The organism is Streptomyces sp. ISL-98 (genome assembly GCF_018614055.1).
Lineage (GTDB): Bacteria > Actinomycetota > Actinomycetes > Streptomycetales > Streptomycetaceae > Streptomyces > Streptomyces spiramyceticus.
In genome coordinates this window covers 139,496-159,152 of record NZ_JAGGPB010000028.1, presented here as the reverse complement: position 1 = coordinate 159,152, position 19,657 = coordinate 139,496, and the positions used below count along the sequence as shown (strand labels likewise).

The window sequence follows — 19,657 nt, the reverse complement described above, 5'->3', positions numbered from 1 at the left end:
GGGCTTTTCTGCGTTCCAGGGGCATTTCGGCCCCCTTAGGGTCTAGAGGCGGCCTGCGGCTTTCAGCGCGAGATAGGCGTCGGCCAGAGCGGGGGCCAAGTCGTCCGAGGTGGCGTCGACGACGGTTACTCCGTGGCGGGTGAGCTTTTCTGCCGTACGGCGGCGCTGTTCCCGGGCCTGGGTGCCGGCGGCGGCTTCGTACACCGCGTCCACTGTGCCGCGGGCGGTTGCCATCTCCTTGATCCGGGGGTCTGCTACAGCGGCCACGAGGACCGTGTGGCGCTGCGTGAGCTGCGGGAGGACCGGGAGGATGCCCTCTTCGACGGGAGCGGCTTCCAAGCTGGTGAGCAGAACGATCAGGGAGCGGCGCGGGGCGTTCTTGAGCGCCGTGGCGCTGAGCCCGCGGGCGTCGGTTTCGACCAGGGTTGGCTCCAGTGGGGCCAACGCGTTGACCAGCGCGGGAAGGACGTCGCCTGCGGTGCGGCCCTGGACCTGGGCGCGGATTCGGCGATCGTAGGCGAGTAGGTCCACTCGGTCGCCGGCGCGCGAAGCCAGCGCTGCTAGGAGAAGGACGGCGTCCATGGAGGCGTCAAGGCGGGGCACGTCTCCGACGCGGCCGGCCGAGGTGCGGCCCGTGTCGAGGACCAGCAGGATGTGGCGGTCGCGCTCGGGGCGCCAGGTGCGCACCGCGACGGTGTTCTGCCGGGCGGTGGCACGCCAGTCGATGGAGCGGGTGTCATCGCCGGGAATGTAGTCGCGGAGGCTGTCGAACTCGGTCCCCTCGCCGCGGGTCAGCACGCTGGTCCGGCCGTCGAGCTCTCGAAGGCGGGCCAGCTTCGACGGCAGGTGCTTGCGGCTTCCGAAGGGAGGCAGCACGCGGACTGTCCAGGGGACCTTGTGGCTGCCCTGGCGGGCGGCGAGCCCGAGGGGGCCGTACGAGCGGATGGTGATGCGTTCGGCATGGCGGTCGCCGCGGCGGGTTGGGCGGAGCAGCGTGCTGAGGCGGCGGCGTTCTCCGGCCGGGATCGTCAGCTTGTGGCGTGACGCGGCCTGCTCGGTGCCGGTGGGCCAGCTGCTGGGCGGCCAGGCGTCCCGGACTTGGGCGCGGAGGAGGCGGCGCGAGGGGTTGGTGATGGTCAACGTGATCTCGGCGCCCTCACCCAATCGAACTGACGTGTCACCGGTTCGAGTGAAACGGAGTTTTTGCACTGGTGCTGCCATGGCGTAGTCGCACAGAATTGCGAGCGTGAGGGGAGCGTTCATGGCGAGGACTCCGGACCAGTTCGGCGCCAGGATGCCGATGGGGATCGCGCCAAGGGCCGCGAGGAGAGCGGTTCGTCCGGTGAGGGCCACGGTCATCGCCTCATCGGGGGACGGGGACGTGGGCGAGGATCGAGGTGATGACGGAGTCGGCGGTGACCCCTTCCATCTCGGCCTCGGGCCTGAGCTGGATGCGGTGGCGCAGGGTGGGAAGGGCCAGGGCCTTCACATCGTCGGGGATGACGTAGTCCCTGCCGGTGAGCCAGGCCCAGGCGCGGGCGGTGGAGAGCAGAGCGGTGGCTCCCCGGGGGGAGACACCGAGGGTAAGTGAGGGGGATTCGCGGGTGGCACGACAGATATCGACGACATAGCCGGTGATCTCTGCGGAGACCGCGGTCTTGGAAACGGCGGCGCGGGCTGCTTCCAGGTCGGCGCGGCTCGCGGCGGGGCGCAGGCCGGCTGCGTGCAGGTCGCGGGGGTTGAAGCCCTCCGCATGGCGGGTCAGTACGCCGATCTCGTCCTCACGGGACGGCAGTGGGACCGTGAGCTTGAGGAGGAATCGGTCCAACTGCGCTTCGGGGAGCGGATAAGTGCCCTCGTACTCGACAGGGTTCTGGGTTGCGGCAACGAGGAAGGGGTCGGGCAGGGCGCGGGGGGTGCCGTCGACCGTGACCTGACGCTCCTCCATTGCCTCCAGGAGAGACGCCTGGGTCTTGGGAGGAGTGCGGTTGATTTCGTCCGCGAGCAGCAGGTTGGTGAAGACCGGGCCGGGCTGGAAAGAGAACTCCGCTGTGCGGGCGTCGTAGACCAGGGAACCGGTCACGTCGCTCGGCATGAGATCCGGGGTGAACTGGACGCGTTTCGTGTCCAGTTCGAGTGAGGCCGCGAGTGCGCGGACGAGGAGGGTCTTGGCTACCCCGGGGACACCTTCGAGCAGCACATGGCCGCGGCAGAGGAGAGCTACGACGAGTCCGGTGACAGCGGGATCCTGGCCGACCACGGCCTTGGCGATCTCGGTGCGCAGGGCTTCGAGTGAGTCTCGGGCGCTGTCTGGGTTCTCTGCGGGCTGGGCGCTCATGAAGCGCGTACCTCTCTTTCGAGGGCGTCGAGTTCGTCTGCCAGGCGGATGAGGCCGGCGTCGTCGGAAGGTGCGGTGCCGAAGAGCAGGGACGGGAGATCCCTGGCGGTCGTCGGCAGATGGGCGGAGACAGCAGGGAGAAGGGCGTCGGCGGCGTGGGCCCGGGAGGCGGGTACGCCGAGAAGGGGGGCCAGTTGGGCGCGGGTTGCCGCGCGCAGGGCTGAGGCGGCTCTGTCGCGTGCGTCGGCCCTGCGGTAGAGCCGGGCGCGGCCTTCGGTGGTCTCGGAGGCGCGGACGGCTACGGGGAGCTGCTCGGTGACGAGGGGGCCAAGTCGGCGGGCACGCCAGATCGCGGCGAGCACTGCTGCGAAGGCGAGTTGGAGGGTTCCCCAGATCCAGCCGGGAGGCACCAGGTCGACGAAACTGCGGTCGCCGCCTTCGGTGGCTGCGGTATCACGGAGCGAGGGGAGGTACCAGACGAGATGAGGCCGGGAGCCGAGGAGTTGGAGGGCGAGCGAGGCGTTGCCCTGCTTGTCGAGGCGATCGTTGTAGAGGATGTCGGGTGCGCCCAGCAGGACGGTGTCGCCGTTGTCCCGGCCGGGGACGCGGAGCAGGGTGGGGAGGCCGTCGCTGAGGTAACAGGTGTCGCTGCCGGGGACGTTGGCGGTGTAGCGGAATCCGCCTGTGTCGGTGTCACCGGCGCGGACCGCGGCCGGCAGGGAGCACTGAGGGGAGCGTGCGGATACGGGTTTGCGTGCCGCGGCCTGTACGCCCGGGGCCAAGGTGGAGGCGGAGGGCGGGCCGGGGGAGAGGAGGACGGTGCGGGAGCCGGATTCGTTGGCAGCGGTGCGGAGTTGCCTCTGCTGTTGGGGCGTCAGCAAGTCGGGGTTGGCCACCAGAAGAGTGCTGTCCGGGGCCACTGCCTTCGTGGCGTCGTCGAGAGTGGTGACGACGCGAGTGGAGACGCCTTGTTCGTCCAGGAGTTGGGCGACGGCGCGGCTGCCGTAGGGGTCCGCGGATCGGGGGTCCAGGCGGCCGTGCTGGTCGCCGGAGCGTACGGCCGCCATGACGATGCCGGCGACCAGGATGAGGACCAGAACGATCAGCGGTCCGCGGGTGCGCTTCCACACGTGGCGGGCGGTACGGGCGTCCGAGGTGGACAGGGCCGGAGCCGCGGTCATTCGGCCGCTCCCTGGGACGCGCCGCTGAGGAGGGGCTTGGTGCGTTCGAGGTCGGCGTCCAGTTCGGTCAAGCGTTGGTACGCTGGCTCGTCGGCAGTGCGGCCGCCGTATGTGACGTCGTCGAACTTCCGGGCGGCGGCGCGGAGTCGGTCGGCGTGGCCGGGGAGGGTGTGCCCTGCTTCCGCGGCGGCCTCGTCGGCGGTGCGGCCGGGGCGTGGGTCGAGGAGGGCGCGCTCTTCCAGGGAGCGTACGACGGCGCGCATCCGCTCCTGGACGGCCTGGTTCCAGCGTTGTGCGGCGGCGTGTGTCTCGGCGGCCGCACGGTGTTCGGCCGCGCTGCGCGGGCCGTCGTCGAAGAGGTGGCCTTCGGGCGACGGTGCGCGCCGTGGGGTGCCGAGCCGCAACCACAGGCCGGCGGCGAGGAGCACGACAAGCAGCACGATGACGACCAGTCCGACAGCGCCCCCGGGTGATGCACCGGAGGCCGCTTCGAACAGGTCGGTGACCCATTCCCAGAAGCGGTCGATGGCGCGCTCGAGGAAGCTCGGGTCGTTCTCGTGGTACATCGGCTTGGACAGTTCGCGCTCCGCCGCTTCGCGGGCCGGGGCGCGTGGAATGTCCACCGGTACGTCATCAGCTGTGCGGACCCGCAGGCTCGCTGCTGTCGTGCCCCCCGCTGTGGACACCGCATCAGCTCCCGGGGGTGTCGTCGGCGGGCCGGCCGTAGCCGGGGACGCCTGCGGCGCGGGCCAGTTCGAGGTCGAGAGCCTCGCGCCGGATGCGCTGGTCGACGTAGAGCAGGACGGTCACTCCGGCGCTGATCGGGTAGGTGATCGAAGTGGCGATCACGGCGCCGATGCCGGTGATGATCAGGAAGGGCCAGCCGAATTCCGGAGTCTCCCCGGAGAACAGCTGCCCGAGGCCGTCGTCCGCGGCGTAGGCGATGAGACCGAACGGCACGGCGATGATCATCGACACGATGAAGGTCAGCAGCATCGTGAGCAGCAGGATGCCGAAGATGCGCCACCAGGTGCCGCTGACCAGCTTGGCCGAGCGGCTCAGGGACTTCATGATGCTCTGCCTCTCCAGCATCAGTGCGGGGGAGGCGAGGCTGAACCTGATCATCAGCCAGAGGACGACCACGAAGGCCGCGGTGCCGCCCAGCAGGGAGAGACCGACACCTGCGGCGGATCCGAGCAGGGCGCCGGGCAGGATGCCGACGGTCATGATGGCGATTGCCATGAGCGGCAGCAGCAGGGTGAGGCCCAGCAGCCGCGGCAGCTGAGGCTTCGACTCGCGCCAGGCGTCGGAGAGCGTCACCGGGCGGCCGAGGACCGACCGGCTGATCACGATGGTGAGCACGGCGGTGGTGAACAGCGTGCCGATCAGCGTTATCACCAAGCCGGGAGACGCGCTGACCATGGTGCTCTGCATCGCGTCGACGGACTGGTTCAGGGCTTCCGAGGGGGTGGCGTTCGGGTCGACCCGAACCGGTTCGGGGAGCAGGTAGCGCTGAATCAGGATGTCGCAGACCTGAGTGATCACCGCGACGGTGACCGTGATGCCGAGGACCGTGCGCCAGTGGGCGCGCAGGGTCGACACCGCTCCGTCGAGGATCTCGCCGACACCGAGCGGGCGGAGCGGGATCACGCCGGGCTTGGCCGCCGGGGGAGGGCCGCCCCAGCCGCCTCCCTGGCCGCGGCCTGCGCCCCAGGCGGGTCCGGGCTGCTGCGGCGGCGTGGGGCCCGCGCCGGGGGCGCTGGGCGGCGACCACTGGCCTGCGGGCGGCTGCGCCTTCGACCACTTCGACGCGCCGTCGTTCTGATCGGCGGGCTCGGCAGGCCGGGGCACGCCCGGCCTCTGGCCGTCGGAGGGGGCGGATCCGGGCGACGCCCAGCCCGGAGAGTCGTTCATTGTCGCTCCTTCACGGTGCCCGTCCGCGGTCGCGGCGGCAGTTCGGCAGCCATCGTGTCATGGGGGCCCTGGCGGCGGACCTGGCCCCGTATCTCCTTCGCACCTTCAATTGTCGGTGCCTCAGCGGGCAGACTGGACGAATGGCTGATCTGGACGCGCAATCCCCGGCGGGCGCCGAGCCGCCCGCCATTCCTACGCTGCGCTGGGAGGAGCCGCCGGAGGGGCCCGTGCTGGTGCTGCTCGACCAGACCCGGCTGCCCGCCGAGGAGGTCGAGCTGGTCTGTACGGATGTGCCTGCCCTCGTACAGGCGATCCGGACGCTCGCCGTCCGTGGCGCACCGCTCCTCGGTATCGCCGGTGCCTACGGTGTGGCGCTCGCCGCCGCGCGTGGATACGACGTGGACGAGGCCGCGGGGCTGCTGGAGCGGGCGCGGCCCACCGCGGTCAACCTCGGGTACGGAGTGCGGTGCGCGGCAGGGGCGTACCGGACGGCCCTCGAAACGGGCGAAGGCAGCGAGCAGGCGGCGGCGTCGGCCCTGGCCGCTGCGCGGGAGCTGCACCGGGCGGACGCCGAGGCCAGCGGGCTGATGGCGGAGCACGGGCTGGCTCTCGTGGAGGAGCTGGTGCCGGGAGGCGGGCTGCGCATCCTGACCCACTGCAATTCGGGGCGGCTCGTCTCCGGTGGTGAGGGCACGGCGTTCGCGGTGGCGCTGGCGGCGCATCGGGCGGGCAGGCTGCGGCGGCTGTGGGTCGACGAGACGCGCCCGCTGCTGCAGGGGGCCCGGCTCACGGCGTACGAGGCGGCCAGGAGTGGCATGGCGTACACGCTGCTGACCGACAATGCGGCGGGCTCGCTGTTCGCTGCCGGCGAGGTGGACGCCGTACTCATCGGGGCTGACCGCATCGCCGCTGACGGTTCCGTGGCGAACAAGGTGGGGAGCTATCCGCTCGCCGTGCTGGCCAAGTACCACCATGTGCCGTTCATCGTCGTAGCACCTGTGACCACCGTGGATCCCGATACCCCGGACGGGGCGTCCATCGAGGTGGAGCAGAGGTCCGGGCAAGAGGTGACAGAGTTCACCCTGCCGCAGATCCCTGCGGCCGGCGCGGAAGCCGGGGGCGCGGCCGGAATCCCGGTGGCGCCGCTGGGAACGCAGGCGTACAACCCCGCCTTCGACGTCACGCCACCAGAACTGGTGACCGCGATTGTCACAGAGCAGGGTGCGATTTCCCCGGTCACGGGGGCCGGACTGGCGGAGCTGTGTGCCAGGTCACGCCAGGTAACGATTAGCTAATGGGATGATGTCGATTATGAAAGGACGCGTCCTTGTCGTCGACGACGACACCGCACTCGCCGAGATGCTCGGCATTGTGCTGCGTGGTGAAGGTTTTGAGCCGTCGTTCGTAGCGGATGGCGACAAGGCACTTGCGGCATTCAGGGAGGCCAAGCCTGACCTGGTGCTGCTGGATCTCATGCTGCCCGGACGGGACGGCATCGAAGTGTGCCGGCTGATCCGGGCCGAGTCCGGGGTGCCGATCGTCATGCTCACCGCCAAGAGCGACACCGTTGATGTGGTGGTCGGGCTGGAGTCGGGTGCCGACGACTACATCGTCAAGCCGTTCAAGCCCAAGGAGCTCGTTGCCCGTATCAGGGCGCGACTGAGGAGGTCGGAGGAGCCGGCGCCGGAACAGCTGGCAATCGGGGACCTGGTCATTGATGTGGCCGGTCATTCCGTGAAGCGCGACGGGCAGTCGATCGCGCTGACCCCGCTGGAGTTCGACCTGCTGGTCGCGCTCGCCCGCAAGCCGTGGCAGGTGTTCACCCGTGAGGTGCTGCTGGAGCAGGTGTGGGGTTATCGCCATGCCGCGGACACCCGGCTGGTCAATGTCCATGTCCAGCGGCTGCGCTCGAAGGTCGAGAAGGACCCCGAGAGGCCGGAGATCGTAGTGACCGTCCGTGGTGTCGGGTACAAGGCCGGACCGAGCTGACATGACCCGAAGCAGCGCTGCTCCGATGCCCGGGGAGCCGGGAGTCCGTACGGAGCGGGCTGACGGTCATCAGCGAAGGACGTCCGCGTCCAGGATCCGGCGTTTCCTGCAGGGCAGCCTCGCGCTGCGGCTTTTCGCGCGCTGGGTGCGCACACCGCTGCTGCCGTCCATGCGGCTGTGGCGGCGGAACATCCAGCTGCGCGTGGTCGTGGGCTCCCTGCTGATGTCGCTCGGAGTGGTGCTGCTGCTCGGCTTCGTCGTCATGTGGCAGGTACGCAATGGCCTCCTCGACGCGAAGCAGGAAGCTGCCCAGAGCCAGGCGGCCGGCGGGTTCGACGTGGCGGAGGAGAAGGCCCGTACCGTCGCGGGAACGGGTGGCAGCGGCAGCGCGGAGGCCAGGGCCGCCGCGCGGAACTCCACCAACTGGAGGACCGATCTGGTCGAGCAGCTCGCCAGTGGCGGGCGGCAGGCGTTCCACGTGGTGGCACTGAGTGCGAACTCGGACGACGAGAGCGCGAGCAATCGCGGTCCCCGTGCGTCCGGTGGCGTGAATCAGAGCGCGAGCGTGCCCCAGAAGCTGCGGGACTCGATCGACGAAGGCACGGGCAAGGCGTACAAGGCCTTTGTCCAGATCAAGTACACCGACGCGCAGGAACCCGAGCCGGGGCTCGTCATCGGCAAGCAGCTGAACGACAACAGCGGCCAGCCGTACCAGCTCTATTACCTCTTCCCGCTGACGCAGGAGGAGGAGTCGCTCACCCTCGTCAAGACCACGCTCGCCACCGCGGGAGTCTTCGTGGTCGTCCTGTTCGGAGGCATCGCCTGGCTGGTGGTGCGGCAGGTCGTCACGCCCGTACGGATGGCGGCGGGGGTCGCCGAGCGGTTGTCCGCCGGGCGCCTCCAGGAACGCATGAAGGTCACCGGCGAGGACGACATCGCCAGGCTCGGCGAGGCCTTCAACAAGATGGCGCAGAACCTCCAGGTCAAGATCCAGCAGCTCGAGGAGCTGTCCCGGCTGCAGCGGCGCTTCGTCTCGGACGTGTCGCACGAGCTGCGCACACCGCTGACGACCGTACGGATGGCCGCCGATGTCATCCATGAGGCACGCAGTGACTTCGACCCGGTGACCGCGCGTTCCGCGGAGCTGCTCGCCGGCCAGCTCGACCGCTTCGAGTCGCTGCTGGCCGATCTCCTCGAGATCAGCCGCTTCGACGCGGGGGCGGCGGCCCTGGAGGCCGAGCCGATAGACCTGCGTGAGGTCGTACGCCGCGTCATCGAGGGCGCCGAGCCGCTGGCGGAGCGCAAGGGGACCCGGATACGGGTGGCGGGCGACGAACAGCCCGTCGTCGCCGAGGCCGACGCCCGGCGAGTGGAGCGCGTACTGCGCAACCTCGTCGTCAATGCCGTCGAGCACGGCGAGGGCCGCGACGTGGTGGTCCGGCTGGCCACGGCCGGCGGGGCCGTCGCCGTCGCGGTGCGCGACTACGGCGTGGGCCTGAAGCCGGGGGAGGCGACCCGGGTGTTCAACCGATTCTGGCGGGCCGACCCGGCCCGTGCGCGTACCACCGGCGGTACCGGCCTCGGCCTGTCGATCGCCGTCGAGGACGCGCGGCTGCACGGCGGCTGGCTGCAGGCATGGGGCGAGCCGGGCGGCGGCTCGCAGTTCAGGCTGACCCTGCCGCGTACGGCGGACGAGTCGCTGCGCGGCTCACCGATTCCGCTGGAGCCCGAGGACTCGCGGCGCAGGCGGGAGCGTGCCGCTGCGGACGAGGCGGGCGGCGCCGAAAGGCAGGGCAGCGGTGCGAATCGCCTCGCCACTGTGCCTTCCCAGCCCCGGGTCGACCGGTCGCCGCTGCCGGTAGCACCGCGTGCTGCGCCACGGGCAGCGGCGGATCCGACGGCGCTGCCGGGCAGCGGGGCCCGGGTGGTCGCACGTCCTGCGGGCGACAGCGACGGGTCCGCGCACGCAGCGCACGCCACTCAGACAGCGCACGCAACGCAGGTACCGCAGGATCCGGAGCGGAAGGACATCACCCGTGGGCGCTGAGCTACGTCGCGGTCGACGGCGGCGCCTGCGCCGGACTCCTGTGCTGCTGGGGTGCAGCGGTCTGCTGCTGGCGGGCTGTGCGTCCATGCCCGACAGCGGCGATGTGGAGGCCGTGGACGCGTCTCCGCGCGGTGACTCGCAGGTACGGGTGTACGGGATGGCGCCGCGCGACGGGGCGCAGCCCAACGAGATCGTCGAGGGTTTCCTGGAGGCGATGACGGGTGACGACCCCCAGTTCGCCACGGCCCGTAAGTACCTGACGAAAAAGGTTTCCCAGAAGTGGGACCCCCGCCAGGTCACTGTGCTGGACAACGGTCCAGTGCCCCAGGCCGACCGTTCCAATGACCGGGAGGGCGGGGCGTACACGTACGCGCTGACCGGCACGAAGATCGCCGAGGTGAACGGGCAGCGCGCGTACCAGCCGGTCAAGCAGCCGTACCGCGAGACGATTCATCTCACCAGGCAGAACGGTCCTGACGGGCAGGAGTGGCGCATCGACGGCCTGCCGCCCGGCCTGGTGCTCGGCGAGTCGGACTTCGAGCGCATCTATACCCGCGTGAACAAGTACTACTTCGCTTCCGGTACGTCGTCGGAGCGGACCGGTGCCCACCCGTGGCTGGTCGCCGACCCCGTCTATGTGCGCAAGCGCATGGACCCGCAGACACAGATGGACCCGGTGACGCAGACGGTCGAGGCGCTGCTGAGCGGGCCGACCAACTGGCTGAAACCGGTGGTCGGTTCGAGCTTCCCCACGGGTACGGCGCTGAAGCTGAAGGAGGGCACCAAGTCGCTGGTGTTCGACGACCGCAATGCGCTGAAGGTGCCGCTCAACGGGAAGGCGTCCAACGTCGGTCAGAAGCGGTGCAGGGAGATGGCGGCCCAACTGCTCTTCACTCTGCGGGACCTGACGTCGTACCGGGTCGGTCAGGTCGAACTGCAGCGGTCGGACAACTCGACGCTGTGCGTGCTCGGCGGGGACCAGGCGGAGGACTTCGCTCCGGAACGTGCTTCCGGGAGCCCCGACTACCAGTACTTCCTCGACACGAAGCACCGTCTCGTACGGATGGTGGGAAGCGCCGAGAACACCGGCAGCGACGACGAGGCCGAGCCGGTGCCCGGCCCGCTCGGCGACGGCGAGCGGCTGCTCGGCACGGTCGGCGTGGCGCGCGACGAGCGGCGGGCCGCGGGGGTCTCGAAGGACGCACGGTCACTGTATGTGGCATCGATCGTGTCGGACAGTGAGCCGGAGAAGCCGGTGCTGACCAGCGCCGCCAAGCTGCAGGAGGACCGGCTTTCGGCGCCGAGCTGGGACGGCAGGGGTGACCTGTGGGTGGCCGACCGGGATCCCCGTCAGCCGAGGCTGCTGAGGCTGTCGGGCGGCGAAGGCGACCCCGAGGAGGTCGGGGTCGTCGACGGCCTCGACGGCGCGCGGATCGAAGCCCTGAAGGTGTCGGCGGACGGCGTACGGATCGCGCTGCTGGTGACGGAGGACGGCCGGACGACCCTGAAGCTCGGCCGCATCGAGCGGCACGGCCCGGACGACAGCCCGGAGGTGTCCGTCGTCGATCTGCGGCCCATCGCTCCGCAGATGGAAGAAGTGACGGCCGTGTCCTGGGCGGGCCGAAGCCGTCTGGTGGTGGTCGGGCGCGAGTCCGGCGGCGTACAGCAGCTGCGCTATCTGCAGACGGACGGTTCGACGTCGGACGCCCAGTCGGTGCCGGGTGCGAACCGGGTCACGACGGTCGCGTCGGCGGACGACGACCGGCTGCCGCTGCTGGCGCATTCGCTGGAGGACGGCATTGTGCGGCTGCCACCCGGTGCCAATTGGAAGACCGTCGCGAGTAAGGGCTCGTCGCCGGTCTATCCGGGCTAGCGGGGAGTTTTCCACAGGGGTGGCTGGGGCGTGCCCGGCTTGGCAGAGTGGATGCCATGCGGGGGTGGTGGAGGGAATTCGCCGGTCTGGTGCTGCCGGTGGCGTGCGGTGGCTGTGGCAGGCCGCGCACGGCTTTGTGTACTGAATGCGGGCAGGCGTTGTACGGGGTGCGGCCGCGCCGTGTGCGGCCCTGTCCCGAGCCGCCGGGGCTGCCGGCGGTCCATGCCGCCGCGCCGTACGAGGACGCCGTACGGGCCGTGCTGCTCGCACACAAGGAGCGGGGCGCACTGGGGCTGGCCGGGTCGCTCGGTACGGCGCTGGCGGGGGCCGTCAGGGGCTCTGTGGCGGCCTCGGGAGCTCAGGCGGTGGAGTTGTCGCAACCAGTGCTGCTCGTGCCCGTACCGTCCGCCAGGCGGGCAGTAAGGGCACGTGGGCACGATGCCGGGCGCCGCATCGCGCTCGCCGCTTCGGGGGAACTGCGCCGCGCCGGGGTTTCAGCGCGGGTGCTCGCTGTGCTGCGGCAGCGGCGTGCGGTGATCGACCAGTCGGGCCTGGGTGCCCGTGAGCGGCTGGCGAATCTGGCCGGGGCTCTGGAGGTCGCGCCTGGAGGCCGTCGGCTGCTGGAGGGTGGCAGGGTGGTGCTGGTGGACGATCTCATGACGACAGGCGCTTCCCTTGTCGAGGCGTCTCGTGCACTGCGTGCCACCGGCGAACGGCTGTTTCACGGATTCGGACAGCTGAGCGCGGCTGTTGTCGCGGCGCCTTCGTCGGCGTTCGAAATAAACCGGAACTGACCTGGAACTTGAATCGTTGCTGATGGTAAGACGGGAAAAGCACCTGAACGGAGGTACGTGCCGGTAGCGGGTGCCGACAAGCGTCCGGGCGAGCTATGTTCGGTTGTGAGGAAAGGCAGACCCTGTGCCTCACTTATTGGACGGCTGTGCTTCGGGCTTTTCCCTTCAGCCCGAAGTCGATGGGGTGGGGATCTTGTCGACTGGGGAGGAGGAGGTGAAAGTCGCCAAGTCCGAGGTTCCGGTGCTCACTGGAACCTGGTGCAAGAGGGAGATGCTCCGCCGCTGAAGCGGAGTGATCCGGGAACGGAGTTCTGCGTGGACATCGTCGTCAAGGGCCGCAAGACCGAGGTGCCCGAGAGGTTCCGCAAGCACGTGGCCGAGAAGCTGAACCTGGAAAAGATCCAGAAGATCGACGGCAAGGTGATCAGCCTGGACGTCGAGGTGTCCAAGGAGCCCAACCCGCGGCAGGCCGACCGTTCCGACCGTGTGGAGATCACGCTTCACTCCCGTGGCCCGGTGATCCGGGCCGAGGCGTCGGCCGGCGACCCGTACGCAGCGCTGGACCTGGCTACGGGCAAGCTGGAGGCGCGGATGCGCAAGCAGCACGACAAGCGCCACACCCGCCGTGGCAACGGCCGCCTGCCGGCCGCCGCGGTCGGTGCGACGGTGCCGGGCGCGGCCCCCCTCAACGGGAACGGCCAGCTCGTCGCCGAGGAGGCGCCCGCAACCATCCCCACCACCAGGATCGGATCGCTCGAAGTGCAGGGCGAGGGACCGCTGGTGGTCCGCGAGAAGACGCACGTCGCAGCACCGATGTCGCTCGACCAGGCGCTCTACGAGATGGAGCTCGTCGGGCACGACTTCTACCTCTTCGTCGACGCCGAGACGAAGGAGCCCAGTGTCGTCTACCGGCGGCACGCTTATGACTACGGTGTCATCCACCTGACGACCGACCCCCTCGCCGAGTCAGAGGTGGGCGGCGCGGGCGGTGCACTCGGCGGGTGATCCCGCCGGACGCGCTGAACAAACGTGGCCAGCGCGCCGTACCACTTGTCGTGGTGCCCCTGGAGCGCCTGTGCGCCCCCAGGGGCACCATCGTGCGACCAGAAGGTCACCGCTCTGCCGTCGGGGCATGAAATCATGGCGTCGCAGGCCAATCGGTGCTCTACGGACTGGGGTTGGCACAGCTCATGAATTTAGGGCCACGGCCTTCAGGGGGAGGAACGATGGCGGACAGCTTCGGGCCGGTGCACGACGAGACCGACGGGGAAGACGCCGACTGTGTCGGCGTAGCCGGTATCGGCACGGACGGCAGCGGGTCGCGCAAGGAGCCCATCCGGGTGCTCGTCGTCGACGATCACGCGCTTTTCCGCCGGGGGCTTGAAATCGTTCTCGCGCAGGAAGAGGACATCCAGGTCGTCGGGGAGGCCGGTGACGGGGCAGAGGCGGTGGACAAGGCGGCCGACCTGCTGCCCGACATCGTGCTGATGGACGTACGAATGCCCAAGCGCGGGGGCATCGAGGCATGCACCTCGATCAAGGAAGTCGCGCCCAGTGCGAAGATCATCATGCTGACGATCAGCGACGAGGAGGCGGACCTCTACGACGCGATCAAGGCCGGCGCCACGGGATATCTCCTCAAGGAGATCTCGACCGACGAGGTGGCCACCGCGATCCGTGCCGTGGCGGACGGCCAGTCGCAGATCAGCCCGTCGATGGCGTCCAAGCTCCTCACCGAGTTCAAGTCGATGATCCAGCGCACCGACGAGCGCAGACTCGTCCCCGCGCCGCGCTTGACCGAGCGCGAGCTCGAGGTCCTCAAGCTGGTCGCGACCGGGATGAACAACCGTGACATCGCCAAGGAGTTGTTCATCTCCGAGAACACCGTGAAGAACCACGTCCGGAACATCCTGGAGAAGCTGCAGCTGCACTCCAGGATGGAAGCCGTGGTCTACGCGATGCGGGAGAAGATTCTCGAGATCAGATGAGGCCGGTCGGGTAAGCGGGTCGGGTGAGGTGGCTCAGCCGAGGCGGGCCAGTTCGGCCGTCAGAGGCTCGCGCAGCTCGGGGGCGTCGACACGCTCCAGTCGTACGTTGCTGCAGCCGACCCACTCCGCCGCCTCGACCAGCGCCTCCGCCATCGGACGGACCGCCTTCCGGCTCTCCAGCGAGACCTGGCGTGCCACCAGAGTCTTGCCCTCGCGCGCCGGGTCGACGCGGCCCAGCAGCCGCCCGCCCGCCAGCAGCGGCATCGCGAAGTACCCGTGTATCCGCTTCGGTTTGGGGACGTAGGCCTCCAGGCGGTGCGTAAAGCCGAAGATCCGCTCCGTACGCGGGCGGTCCCAGATGAGCGAGTCGAAGGGCGACAGCAGCGTCGTGCGGTGACGGCCGCGCGGTGCGGCTGCCAGCGCTTCGGGATCGGCCCACGCCGTCTTGGCCCAGCCCTCCACCTCGACCGGGACCAGCCCTGAATCGGCGATCACGGCGTCGACCTGCTCGCCCTTGAGCCGGTGGTAGTCCGCGATATCGGCGCGGGTGCCGACGCCGAGGGACTGCCCGGCCAGCCGGACCAGGCGGCGCAGGCACTCGGTGTCGTCCAGCTCGTCGTGGTAGACGGCGTCGGGCACCGCGCGCTCGGCCAGGTCGTAGACCCGCTTCCAGCTGCGCCGCTGGGTGCAGACCACCTCGCCGTACATCAGCGCCCGCTCGACGGCCACCTTCGAAGCCGACCAGTCCCACCACTCCCCGCCGTTCTTCGCGCCGCCCAACTCGGTGGCGGTCAGCGGGCCTTCGGCGCGCAGCTGCTTGATCACCGCGTCGTACGTGCCGTCCGGGAGGTCGTGGTGCCAGTGCGGGCGGTCGCGGTAGGCGCGGCGGCGGAAGGCGAAGTGCGGCCACTCCTCGATGGGCAGGATGCAGGCGGCGTGCGACCAGTACTCGAAGGCGTGGCTGTCCGTCCAGTAGGCATCGTCCACCGTTTTGCGGCCTACAGCGCCGAGGCGGGCGTACGGAATCAGCTCGTGCGAGCGGGCCAGTACGGAAATGGTGTCGAGCTGTACCGCGCCCAAGTGCCGCAGCACGCCGCGGACCCCGCCCCGGCGGTCCGGGGCGCCCAGGAATCCCTGGGCCCGCAGGGCGATCCTGCGGGCTTCGTCGGCGGACAGGGAGCTGGTGGGCGGCAGCAGACTGGTCATGTCCGCAGCCTAAGTGCCGCCACTGACAACAGGCCCTGAGCTGCCGGGATTCACGCCCGGTCGGCAGGTTCGCCGGGCTGGTACTGATGCGTGGCGGGCAGTCCGAGGTCGGACGGCAGCAGCGCGCCGGTCCAGCTGTCGCGGCGGACGCCCTTGTTCAGGATGCCGGAGCGCTGCGTGCCCTCGATCACGAAGCCGGTCTTCTCGGCCACCGCGCGCGACGCGCCGTTGCCGACCTCGGCCCGCCACTCCAGGCGTTCCACGCCCGCCGTGGTGAAGGCCCAGTGGGCGACGGCCCCCGCCGCCTCCGTGACGTAGCCGCGGCCGCGGTGCGGCTTCGCCGCCCAGAAGCCGATCTCCGCTCTGCCCTCGCCGCGCCTGATCGCGGACATCGCCGCCACGAGCTCCCCGCCGCTGCGGGTGAGCACCGCGAAGTTGTAGACGGTGTCGTCACGCCAGCCGTCAGGCACGATGTGGGCGACGAACATGTCGGCGTGATCGAGTTCGTACGGCGAGGGGATCGTCGTCCAGCGCTGGATCTCGGAGTCCTGGCAGGCCAGAAAGACGGCGTCGGTGTCGGCCGGCTCGAAAGGGCGCAGCAGCAGACGCTCGGTGGTAAGGAATACGGGATCCATCGGCCGATTCTCGGCTCGGCAGGTGCGTGGGCGCCAGACCTTTTTGGGATGGCCCGGCACCTTCCGGGCTCCCTGTCCGTTCTCATTGCGGGTGACAGTGGGCCTTCATACCGGCGGACCTCCCGGCGTGGCGGGGTCCTCGCTTACGATGGCCGTTGCGGTGGGGCCCACCTGCCGTGCCCGCGCCAGCGTCCATACACGACCCAGTGCACAGGCCCGACCGGCAAGGAGACCAGCCTCAGTGTCCGTCTTCAACAAGCTCATGCGTGCAGGCGAAGGCAAGATCCTGCGCAAACTGCACCGCATCGCGGACCAGGTCAACTCCATCGAAGAGGACTTCATCACCCTCTCCGACGCCGAGTTGCGGGCGCTCACCGATGAGTACAAGGAGCGGTACGCCGACGGCGAGAGCCTGGACGACCTGCTCCCCGAGGCCTTCGCGACCGTTCGCGAGGCCGCCAAGCGTGTTCTCGGTCAGCGCCATTACGACGTCCAGATGATGGGTGGCGCCGCCCTCCATCTCGGTTATGTCGCCGAGATGAAGACCGGTGAGGGCAAGACCCTCGTCGGTACGCTCCCCGCCTATCTGAACGCGCTGTCAGGCAAGGGCGTCCACCTGATCACGGTGAACGACTACCTGGCCGAGCGAGACTCCGAAATGATGGGCCGGGTGCACAAATTCCTCGGCCTCGAGGTTGGCTGCATTCTTGCCAATATGTCGCCCGCTCAGCGCCGTGAGATGTACAACTGCGACATCACGTACGGCACGAACAACGAATTCGGCTTCGACTACCTGCGCGACAACATGGCGTGGTCCCAGGACGAGCTTGTCCAGCGCGGCCACAACTTCGCCATTGTCGACGAGGTCGACTCGATCCTGGTCGACGAGGCCCGGACGCCGCTGATCATTTCTGGCCCGGCCGACCAGGCCACCAAGTGGTACGGCGACTTCGCCAAGTTGGTCACCCGCCTCAAGAAGGGCGAGCCGGGCAACCAGCTCAAGGGCATCGAGGAGACCGGGGACTACGAGGTCGACGAGAAGAAGCGCACCGTCGCCATCCACGAGCCCGGTGTCGCCAAGGTCGAGGACTGGCTCGGCATCGACAATCTCTACGAGTCGGTCAACACGCCGCTCGTCGGTTACCTGAACAACGCCATCAAGGCCAAGGAACTGTTCAAGAAGGACAAGGACTACGTCGTCATCGACGGCGAAGTCATGATCGTCGACGAGCACACCGGCCGTATCCTCGCCGGCCGCCGCTACAACGAGGGCATGCACCAGGCTATCGAGGCGAAGGAAGGGGTGGACATCAAGGACGAGAACCAGACTCTCGCCACGATCACCCTGCAGAACTTCTTCCGCCTCTACGGCAAGCTCTCCGGCATGACCGGTACGGCCATGACCGAGGCCGCCGAGTTCCACCAGATCTACAAGCTGGGCGTCGTGCCGATCCCGACGAACCGGCCGATGGTCCGCGCCGACCAGTCCGACCTGATCTACCGCACCGAGGTCGCCAAGTTCGCCGCGGTCGTCGACGACATCGCGGAGAAGCACGAGAAGGGGCAGCCGATCCTGGTCGGCACCACCTCGGTCGAGAAGTCCGAGTACCTCTCGCAGCAGCTCTCCAAGCGCGGTGTCCAGCACGAGGTCCTCAACGCCAAGCAGCACGACCGTGAGGCGTCGATCGTCGCCCAGGCCGGTCGCAAGGGCGCCGTCACCGTCGCCACGAACATGGCCGGCCGCGGTACGGACATCAAGCTCGGCGGCAACCCGGACGACCTCGCCGAGGCGGAGCTGCGCCAGCGCGGCCTCGACCCGGAGGAGCACATCGAGGAGTGGGCTGCTGCGCTGCCCGCCGCGCTGGAGAAGGCCGAGCTGGCCGTCAAGGCCGAGTTCGAAGAGGTCAAGGCGCTCGGCGGGCTCTACGTGCTGGGTACGGAGCGGCACGAGTCGCGGCGTATCGACAACCAGCTGCGCGGTCGTTCCGGCCGTCAGGGCGACCCGGGCGAGTCCCGCTTCTACCTGTCGCTGGGCGACGACCTGATGCGCCTGTTCAAGGCCGCGATGGTCGAGCGTGTGATGTCGATGGCGAATGTGCCGGACGACGTACCGATCGAGAACAAGATGGTGACGCGGGCGATCGCGTCCGCCCAGTCACAGGTCGAGCAGCAGAACTTCGAGACGCGCAAGAACGTCCTGAAGTACGACGAGGTGCTCAACCGGCAGCGCGAGGTCATCTACGGCGAGCGGCGCCGGGTGCTCGAGGGCGAGGACCTGCACGAGCAGGTGCGTCACTTCATGGACGACACCATTGACGCGTACATCCAGGCGGAGACCGTCGAGGGCTTCGCCGAGGAGTGGGACCTCGACCGGCTGTGGGGCGCGTTCAAGCAGCTCTACCCGGTGAAGGTCACGATCGAGGAGCTGGAGGACGCGGCGGGCGACCGTGCGGGCATCACCGCCGAGTTCATCGCCGAGTCCATCAAGGACGACATCCACGAGCAGTACGCGGAGCGCGAGACGCAGCTCGGCCCCGAGATCATGCGGGAGCTGGAGCGGCGCGTGGTGCTGTCCGTCCTGGACCGCAAGTGGCGTGAGCACCTCTACGAGATGGACTATCTCCAGGAGGGCATCGGCCTGCGTGCGATGGCCCAGAAGGACCCGCTGGTCGAGTACCAGCGCGAGGGCTTCGACATGTTCAACGCCATGATGGACGGCATCAAGGAAGAGTCCGTCGGTTACCTGTTCAACCTGGAGGTCCAGGTCGAGCAGCAGGTCGAGGAAGTTCCGGTGCAGGCTGTGGCCGATCGGGCCGGGGCCGCCAAGCCGTCGCTCGCGAAGGAAGACGCGGTGCCGGCGGGTGCGGCCCGTCCGGAGATCCGGGCGAAGGGGCTCGACGCTCCGCAGCGGCCCGACCGGCTGCACTTCTCCGCTCCCACGGTGGACGGCGAGGGCGGTGTCGTCGAGGGCGACTTCGAGAACGGTGACGGGCCTGCGCGGTCCGCGTCGGACGGGATGACCCGCGCCGAGCGGCGCAAGGCGCAGAAGGGTGGCAGCCGCCGCCGCAAGAAGTAGCACGCATCCGTCCTGGCAGGTCTGTGGCATTACGGACCTGCCAGGCCTGGCAGGTCTGTACAGGCCTGTGCAGGTCTGTACGACGGGCTTTGTCGGCCGGGGCCGGGCACCTGAATGGTGTCCGGCCCCGGCCGTTTCTATGCCCGGGCTCGGGTCGCGTCGGTCGTGCCCGACGGGGTGCCGCCGATTTCGACTGCGGCGCATCGCCAGCGCAGGTCCTGGCCGCGCTCCAGCCGGAACGCCATCGCCCGCACCTGCTCGCCGGCCGCGATGCTCGCGAAGGCCTCGACCACGCCGGGGCGGGGGTGGAAGCCGCCGCACCGGCGTACCACGGGGAGCGTGCCCCTGGTCCTCAGCGGGGTTCGGGGCGCGAGCTGGACCAGCTGCTCGTACGCCTCACCGATGGTGTGCCCGAGCATCCAGTGCACGGGGCGGCGTCCGCTGAGTACGGCGAGCAGGCGCTCGGCGAACTGTTCGTGCGGGGTGGGGCGGTGGTGGCGCTGCCGGAGTGCGGCTGCGGCCCCTGGTGCGGGCGTGCCCGGCCTGCGCTGGTCCCGGCGTCCCTGCGGCCTGGTCCTGTCCTTGCTCATCCTGCTGCCCCCGCTCTGCGTGCCCG

The 19,657-nt window shown here is 69.4% G+C and carries 16 protein-coding genes; 8 read left to right on the top strand and 8 right to left on the bottom strand.

The window, feature by feature from the left end:
- Positions 1–42: 42 nt before the first annotated feature.
- Genes J7I98_RS20510 through J7I98_RS20490 form a run of 5 tightly spaced genes read right to left on the bottom strand, consistent with a single transcriptional unit; the run spans position 43 to position 5,433 of the window.
- Positions 43–1,353, bottom strand: coding sequence for a DUF58 domain-containing protein (locus J7I98_RS20510; protein ID WP_214922328.1), 1,311 nt, complete (start codon positions 1,351–1,353; stop codon positions 43–45).
- 10 nt (positions 1,354–1,363) lie between these two features.
- Complete coding sequence (locus tag J7I98_RS20505; RefSeq protein ID WP_214922298.1) at positions 1,364–2,338, bottom strand: MoxR family ATPase; 975 nt, start codon at positions 2,336–2,338, stop codon at positions 1,364–1,366.
- Positions 2,335–3,519, bottom strand: coding sequence for a DUF4350 domain-containing protein (locus J7I98_RS20500; RefSeq protein WP_214922296.1), 1,185 nt, complete (start codon positions 3,517–3,519; stop codon positions 2,335–2,337). The genes J7I98_RS20505 and J7I98_RS20500 overlap by 4 nt, the downstream gene beginning before the upstream one ends.
- Positions 3,516–4,205 carry a DUF4129 domain-containing protein gene (locus J7I98_RS20495; RefSeq protein WP_214922294.1) on the bottom strand — a complete coding sequence of 230 codons (690 nt, stop codon included), beginning with the start codon at positions 4,203–4,205 and terminating at the stop codon, positions 3,516–3,518. Before J7I98_RS20495 ends, J7I98_RS20500 begins: the two co-directional genes overlap by 4 nt.
- 4 nt (positions 4,206–4,209) lie before the next feature.
- Positions 4,210–5,433 (bottom strand): glycerophosphoryl diester phosphodiesterase membrane domain-containing protein, encoded by a 1,224-nt coding sequence (locus tag J7I98_RS20490; RefSeq protein ID WP_214922293.1) that lies wholly within the window; start codon positions 5,431–5,433, stop codon positions 4,210–4,212.
- A gap of 140 nt (positions 5,434–5,573) precedes the next feature.
- Between J7I98_RS20490 and mtnA the strand changes: the two genes are divergently transcribed.
- The 7 genes from mtnA to J7I98_RS20455 all read left to right on the top strand — a co-directional run bounded on the left by mtnA (position 5,574) and on the right by J7I98_RS20455 (position 14,124).
- Positions 5,574–6,728, top strand: coding sequence for an S-methyl-5-thioribose-1-phosphate isomerase (gene mtnA / locus J7I98_RS20485; RefSeq protein ID WP_214922291.1), 1,155 nt, complete (start codon positions 5,574–5,576; stop codon positions 6,726–6,728).
- A 4-nt stretch (positions 6,729–6,732) separates the two neighbouring features.
- A complete protein-coding gene (mtrA, locus tag J7I98_RS20480) occupies positions 6,733–7,422 on the top strand; it encodes an MtrAB system response regulator MtrA (protein WP_205375139.1) in 690 nt (229 codons plus the stop codon).
- 1 nt (position 7,423) lies between these two features.
- Entirely contained in the window at positions 7,424–9,469 is a 2,046-nt protein-coding gene (gene mtrB / locus J7I98_RS20475) for an MtrAB system histidine kinase MtrB (protein ID WP_214922289.1), read from the top strand.
- Positions 9,459–11,342 (top strand): LpqB family beta-propeller domain-containing protein, encoded by a 1,884-nt coding sequence (locus tag J7I98_RS20470; protein WP_374225160.1) that lies wholly within the window; start codon positions 9,459–9,461, stop codon positions 11,340–11,342. The genes mtrB and J7I98_RS20470 overlap by 11 nt, the downstream gene beginning before the upstream one ends.
- Positions 11,343–11,398: 56 nt before the next feature.
- Complete coding sequence (locus J7I98_RS20465) at positions 11,399–12,136, top strand: ComF family protein (RefSeq protein ID WP_214922287.1); 738 nt, start codon at positions 11,399–11,401, stop codon at positions 12,134–12,136.
- Between the two features lie 315 nt (positions 12,137–12,451).
- The gene (hpf, locus tag J7I98_RS20460) at positions 12,452–13,141 is read left to right on the top strand and encodes a ribosome hibernation-promoting factor, HPF/YfiA family (RefSeq protein WP_214922285.1); all 690 of its coding nucleotides are present in this window, start codon (positions 12,452–12,454) and stop codon (positions 13,139–13,141) included.
- Between the two features lie 221 nt (positions 13,142–13,362).
- On the top strand, positions 13,363–14,124 hold the full coding sequence (locus J7I98_RS20455; protein ID WP_214922283.1) for a response regulator transcription factor: 762 nt from the start codon (positions 13,363–13,365) through the stop codon (positions 14,122–14,124).
- A gap of 33 nt (positions 14,125–14,157) precedes the next feature.
- Here the strand turns inward: J7I98_RS20455 and J7I98_RS20450 are convergent, their stop codons facing one another.
- Both J7I98_RS20450 and J7I98_RS20445 read right to left on the bottom strand, forming a co-directional pair.
- The gene (locus tag J7I98_RS20450; protein WP_214922281.1) at positions 14,158–15,330 is read right to left on the bottom strand and encodes a winged helix-turn-helix domain-containing protein; all 1,173 of its coding nucleotides are present in this window, start codon (positions 15,328–15,330) and stop codon (positions 14,158–14,160) included.
- 50 nt (positions 15,331–15,380) lie between these two features.
- Positions 15,381–15,965: a GNAT family N-acetyltransferase gene (locus J7I98_RS20445; RefSeq protein ID WP_214922279.1), complete on the bottom strand. Its 585-nt coding sequence runs from the start codon at positions 15,963–15,965 to the stop codon at positions 15,381–15,383.
- 241 nt (positions 15,966–16,206) lie between these two features.
- On the opposite strand from J7I98_RS20445, the gene secA reads away from it, so the two are divergent.
- The gene (gene secA, locus J7I98_RS20440; protein ID WP_214922277.1) at positions 16,207–19,041 is read left to right on the top strand and encodes a preprotein translocase subunit SecA; all 2,835 of its coding nucleotides are present in this window, start codon (positions 16,207–16,209) and stop codon (positions 19,039–19,041) included.
- 137 nt (positions 19,042–19,178) lie between these two features.
- Here secA and J7I98_RS20435 read toward each other — a convergent pair whose 3' ends face one another.
- Positions 19,179–19,631 (bottom strand): Rv3235 family protein, encoded by a 453-nt coding sequence (locus J7I98_RS20435; protein WP_214922275.1) that lies wholly within the window; start codon positions 19,629–19,631, stop codon positions 19,179–19,181.
- Between the last annotated feature and the right edge of the window lie 26 nt (positions 19,632–19,657).

Bases quoted from the DNA above. Each gene is read 5' to 3' on its own strand.
- J7I98_RS20505 (WP_214922298.1), bottom strand. From the start codon at position 2,338: ATGAGCGCCCAGCCCGCAGAGAACCCAGACAGCGCCCGAGACTCACTC.
- J7I98_RS20500 (WP_214922296.1), bottom strand. From the start codon at position 3,519: ATGACCGCGGCTCCGGCCCTGTCCACCTCGGACGCCCGTACCGCCCGC.
- J7I98_RS20490 (WP_214922293.1), bottom strand. From the start codon at position 5,433: ATGAACGACTCTCCGGGCTGGGCGTCGCCCGGATCCGCCCCCTCCGAC.
- mtnA (WP_214922291.1), top strand. From the start codon at position 5,574: ATGGCTGATCTGGACGCGCAATCCCCGGCGGGCGCCGAGCCGCCCGCC.
- mtrA (WP_205375139.1), top strand. From the start codon at position 6,733: ATGATGTCGATTATGAAAGGACGCGTCCTTGTCGTCGACGACGACACC.
- mtrB (WP_214922289.1), top strand. From the start codon at position 7,424: ATGACCCGAAGCAGCGCTGCTCCGATGCCCGGGGAGCCGGGAGTCCGT.
- J7I98_RS20465 (WP_214922287.1), top strand. From the start codon at position 11,399: ATGCGGGGGTGGTGGAGGGAATTCGCCGGTCTGGTGCTGCCGGTGGCG.
- J7I98_RS20455 (WP_214922283.1), top strand. From the start codon at position 13,363: ATGGCGGACAGCTTCGGGCCGGTGCACGACGAGACCGACGGGGAAGAC.
- J7I98_RS20450 (WP_214922281.1), bottom strand. From the start codon at position 15,330: ATGACCAGTCTGCTGCCGCCCACCAGCTCCCTGTCCGCCGACGAAGCC.
- J7I98_RS20445 (WP_214922279.1), bottom strand. From the start codon at position 15,965: ATGGATCCCGTATTCCTTACCACCGAGCGTCTGCTGCTGCGCCCTTTC.
- J7I98_RS20435 (WP_214922275.1), bottom strand. From the start codon at position 19,631: ATGAGCAAGGACAGGACCAGGCCGCAGGGACGCCGGGACCAGCGCAGG.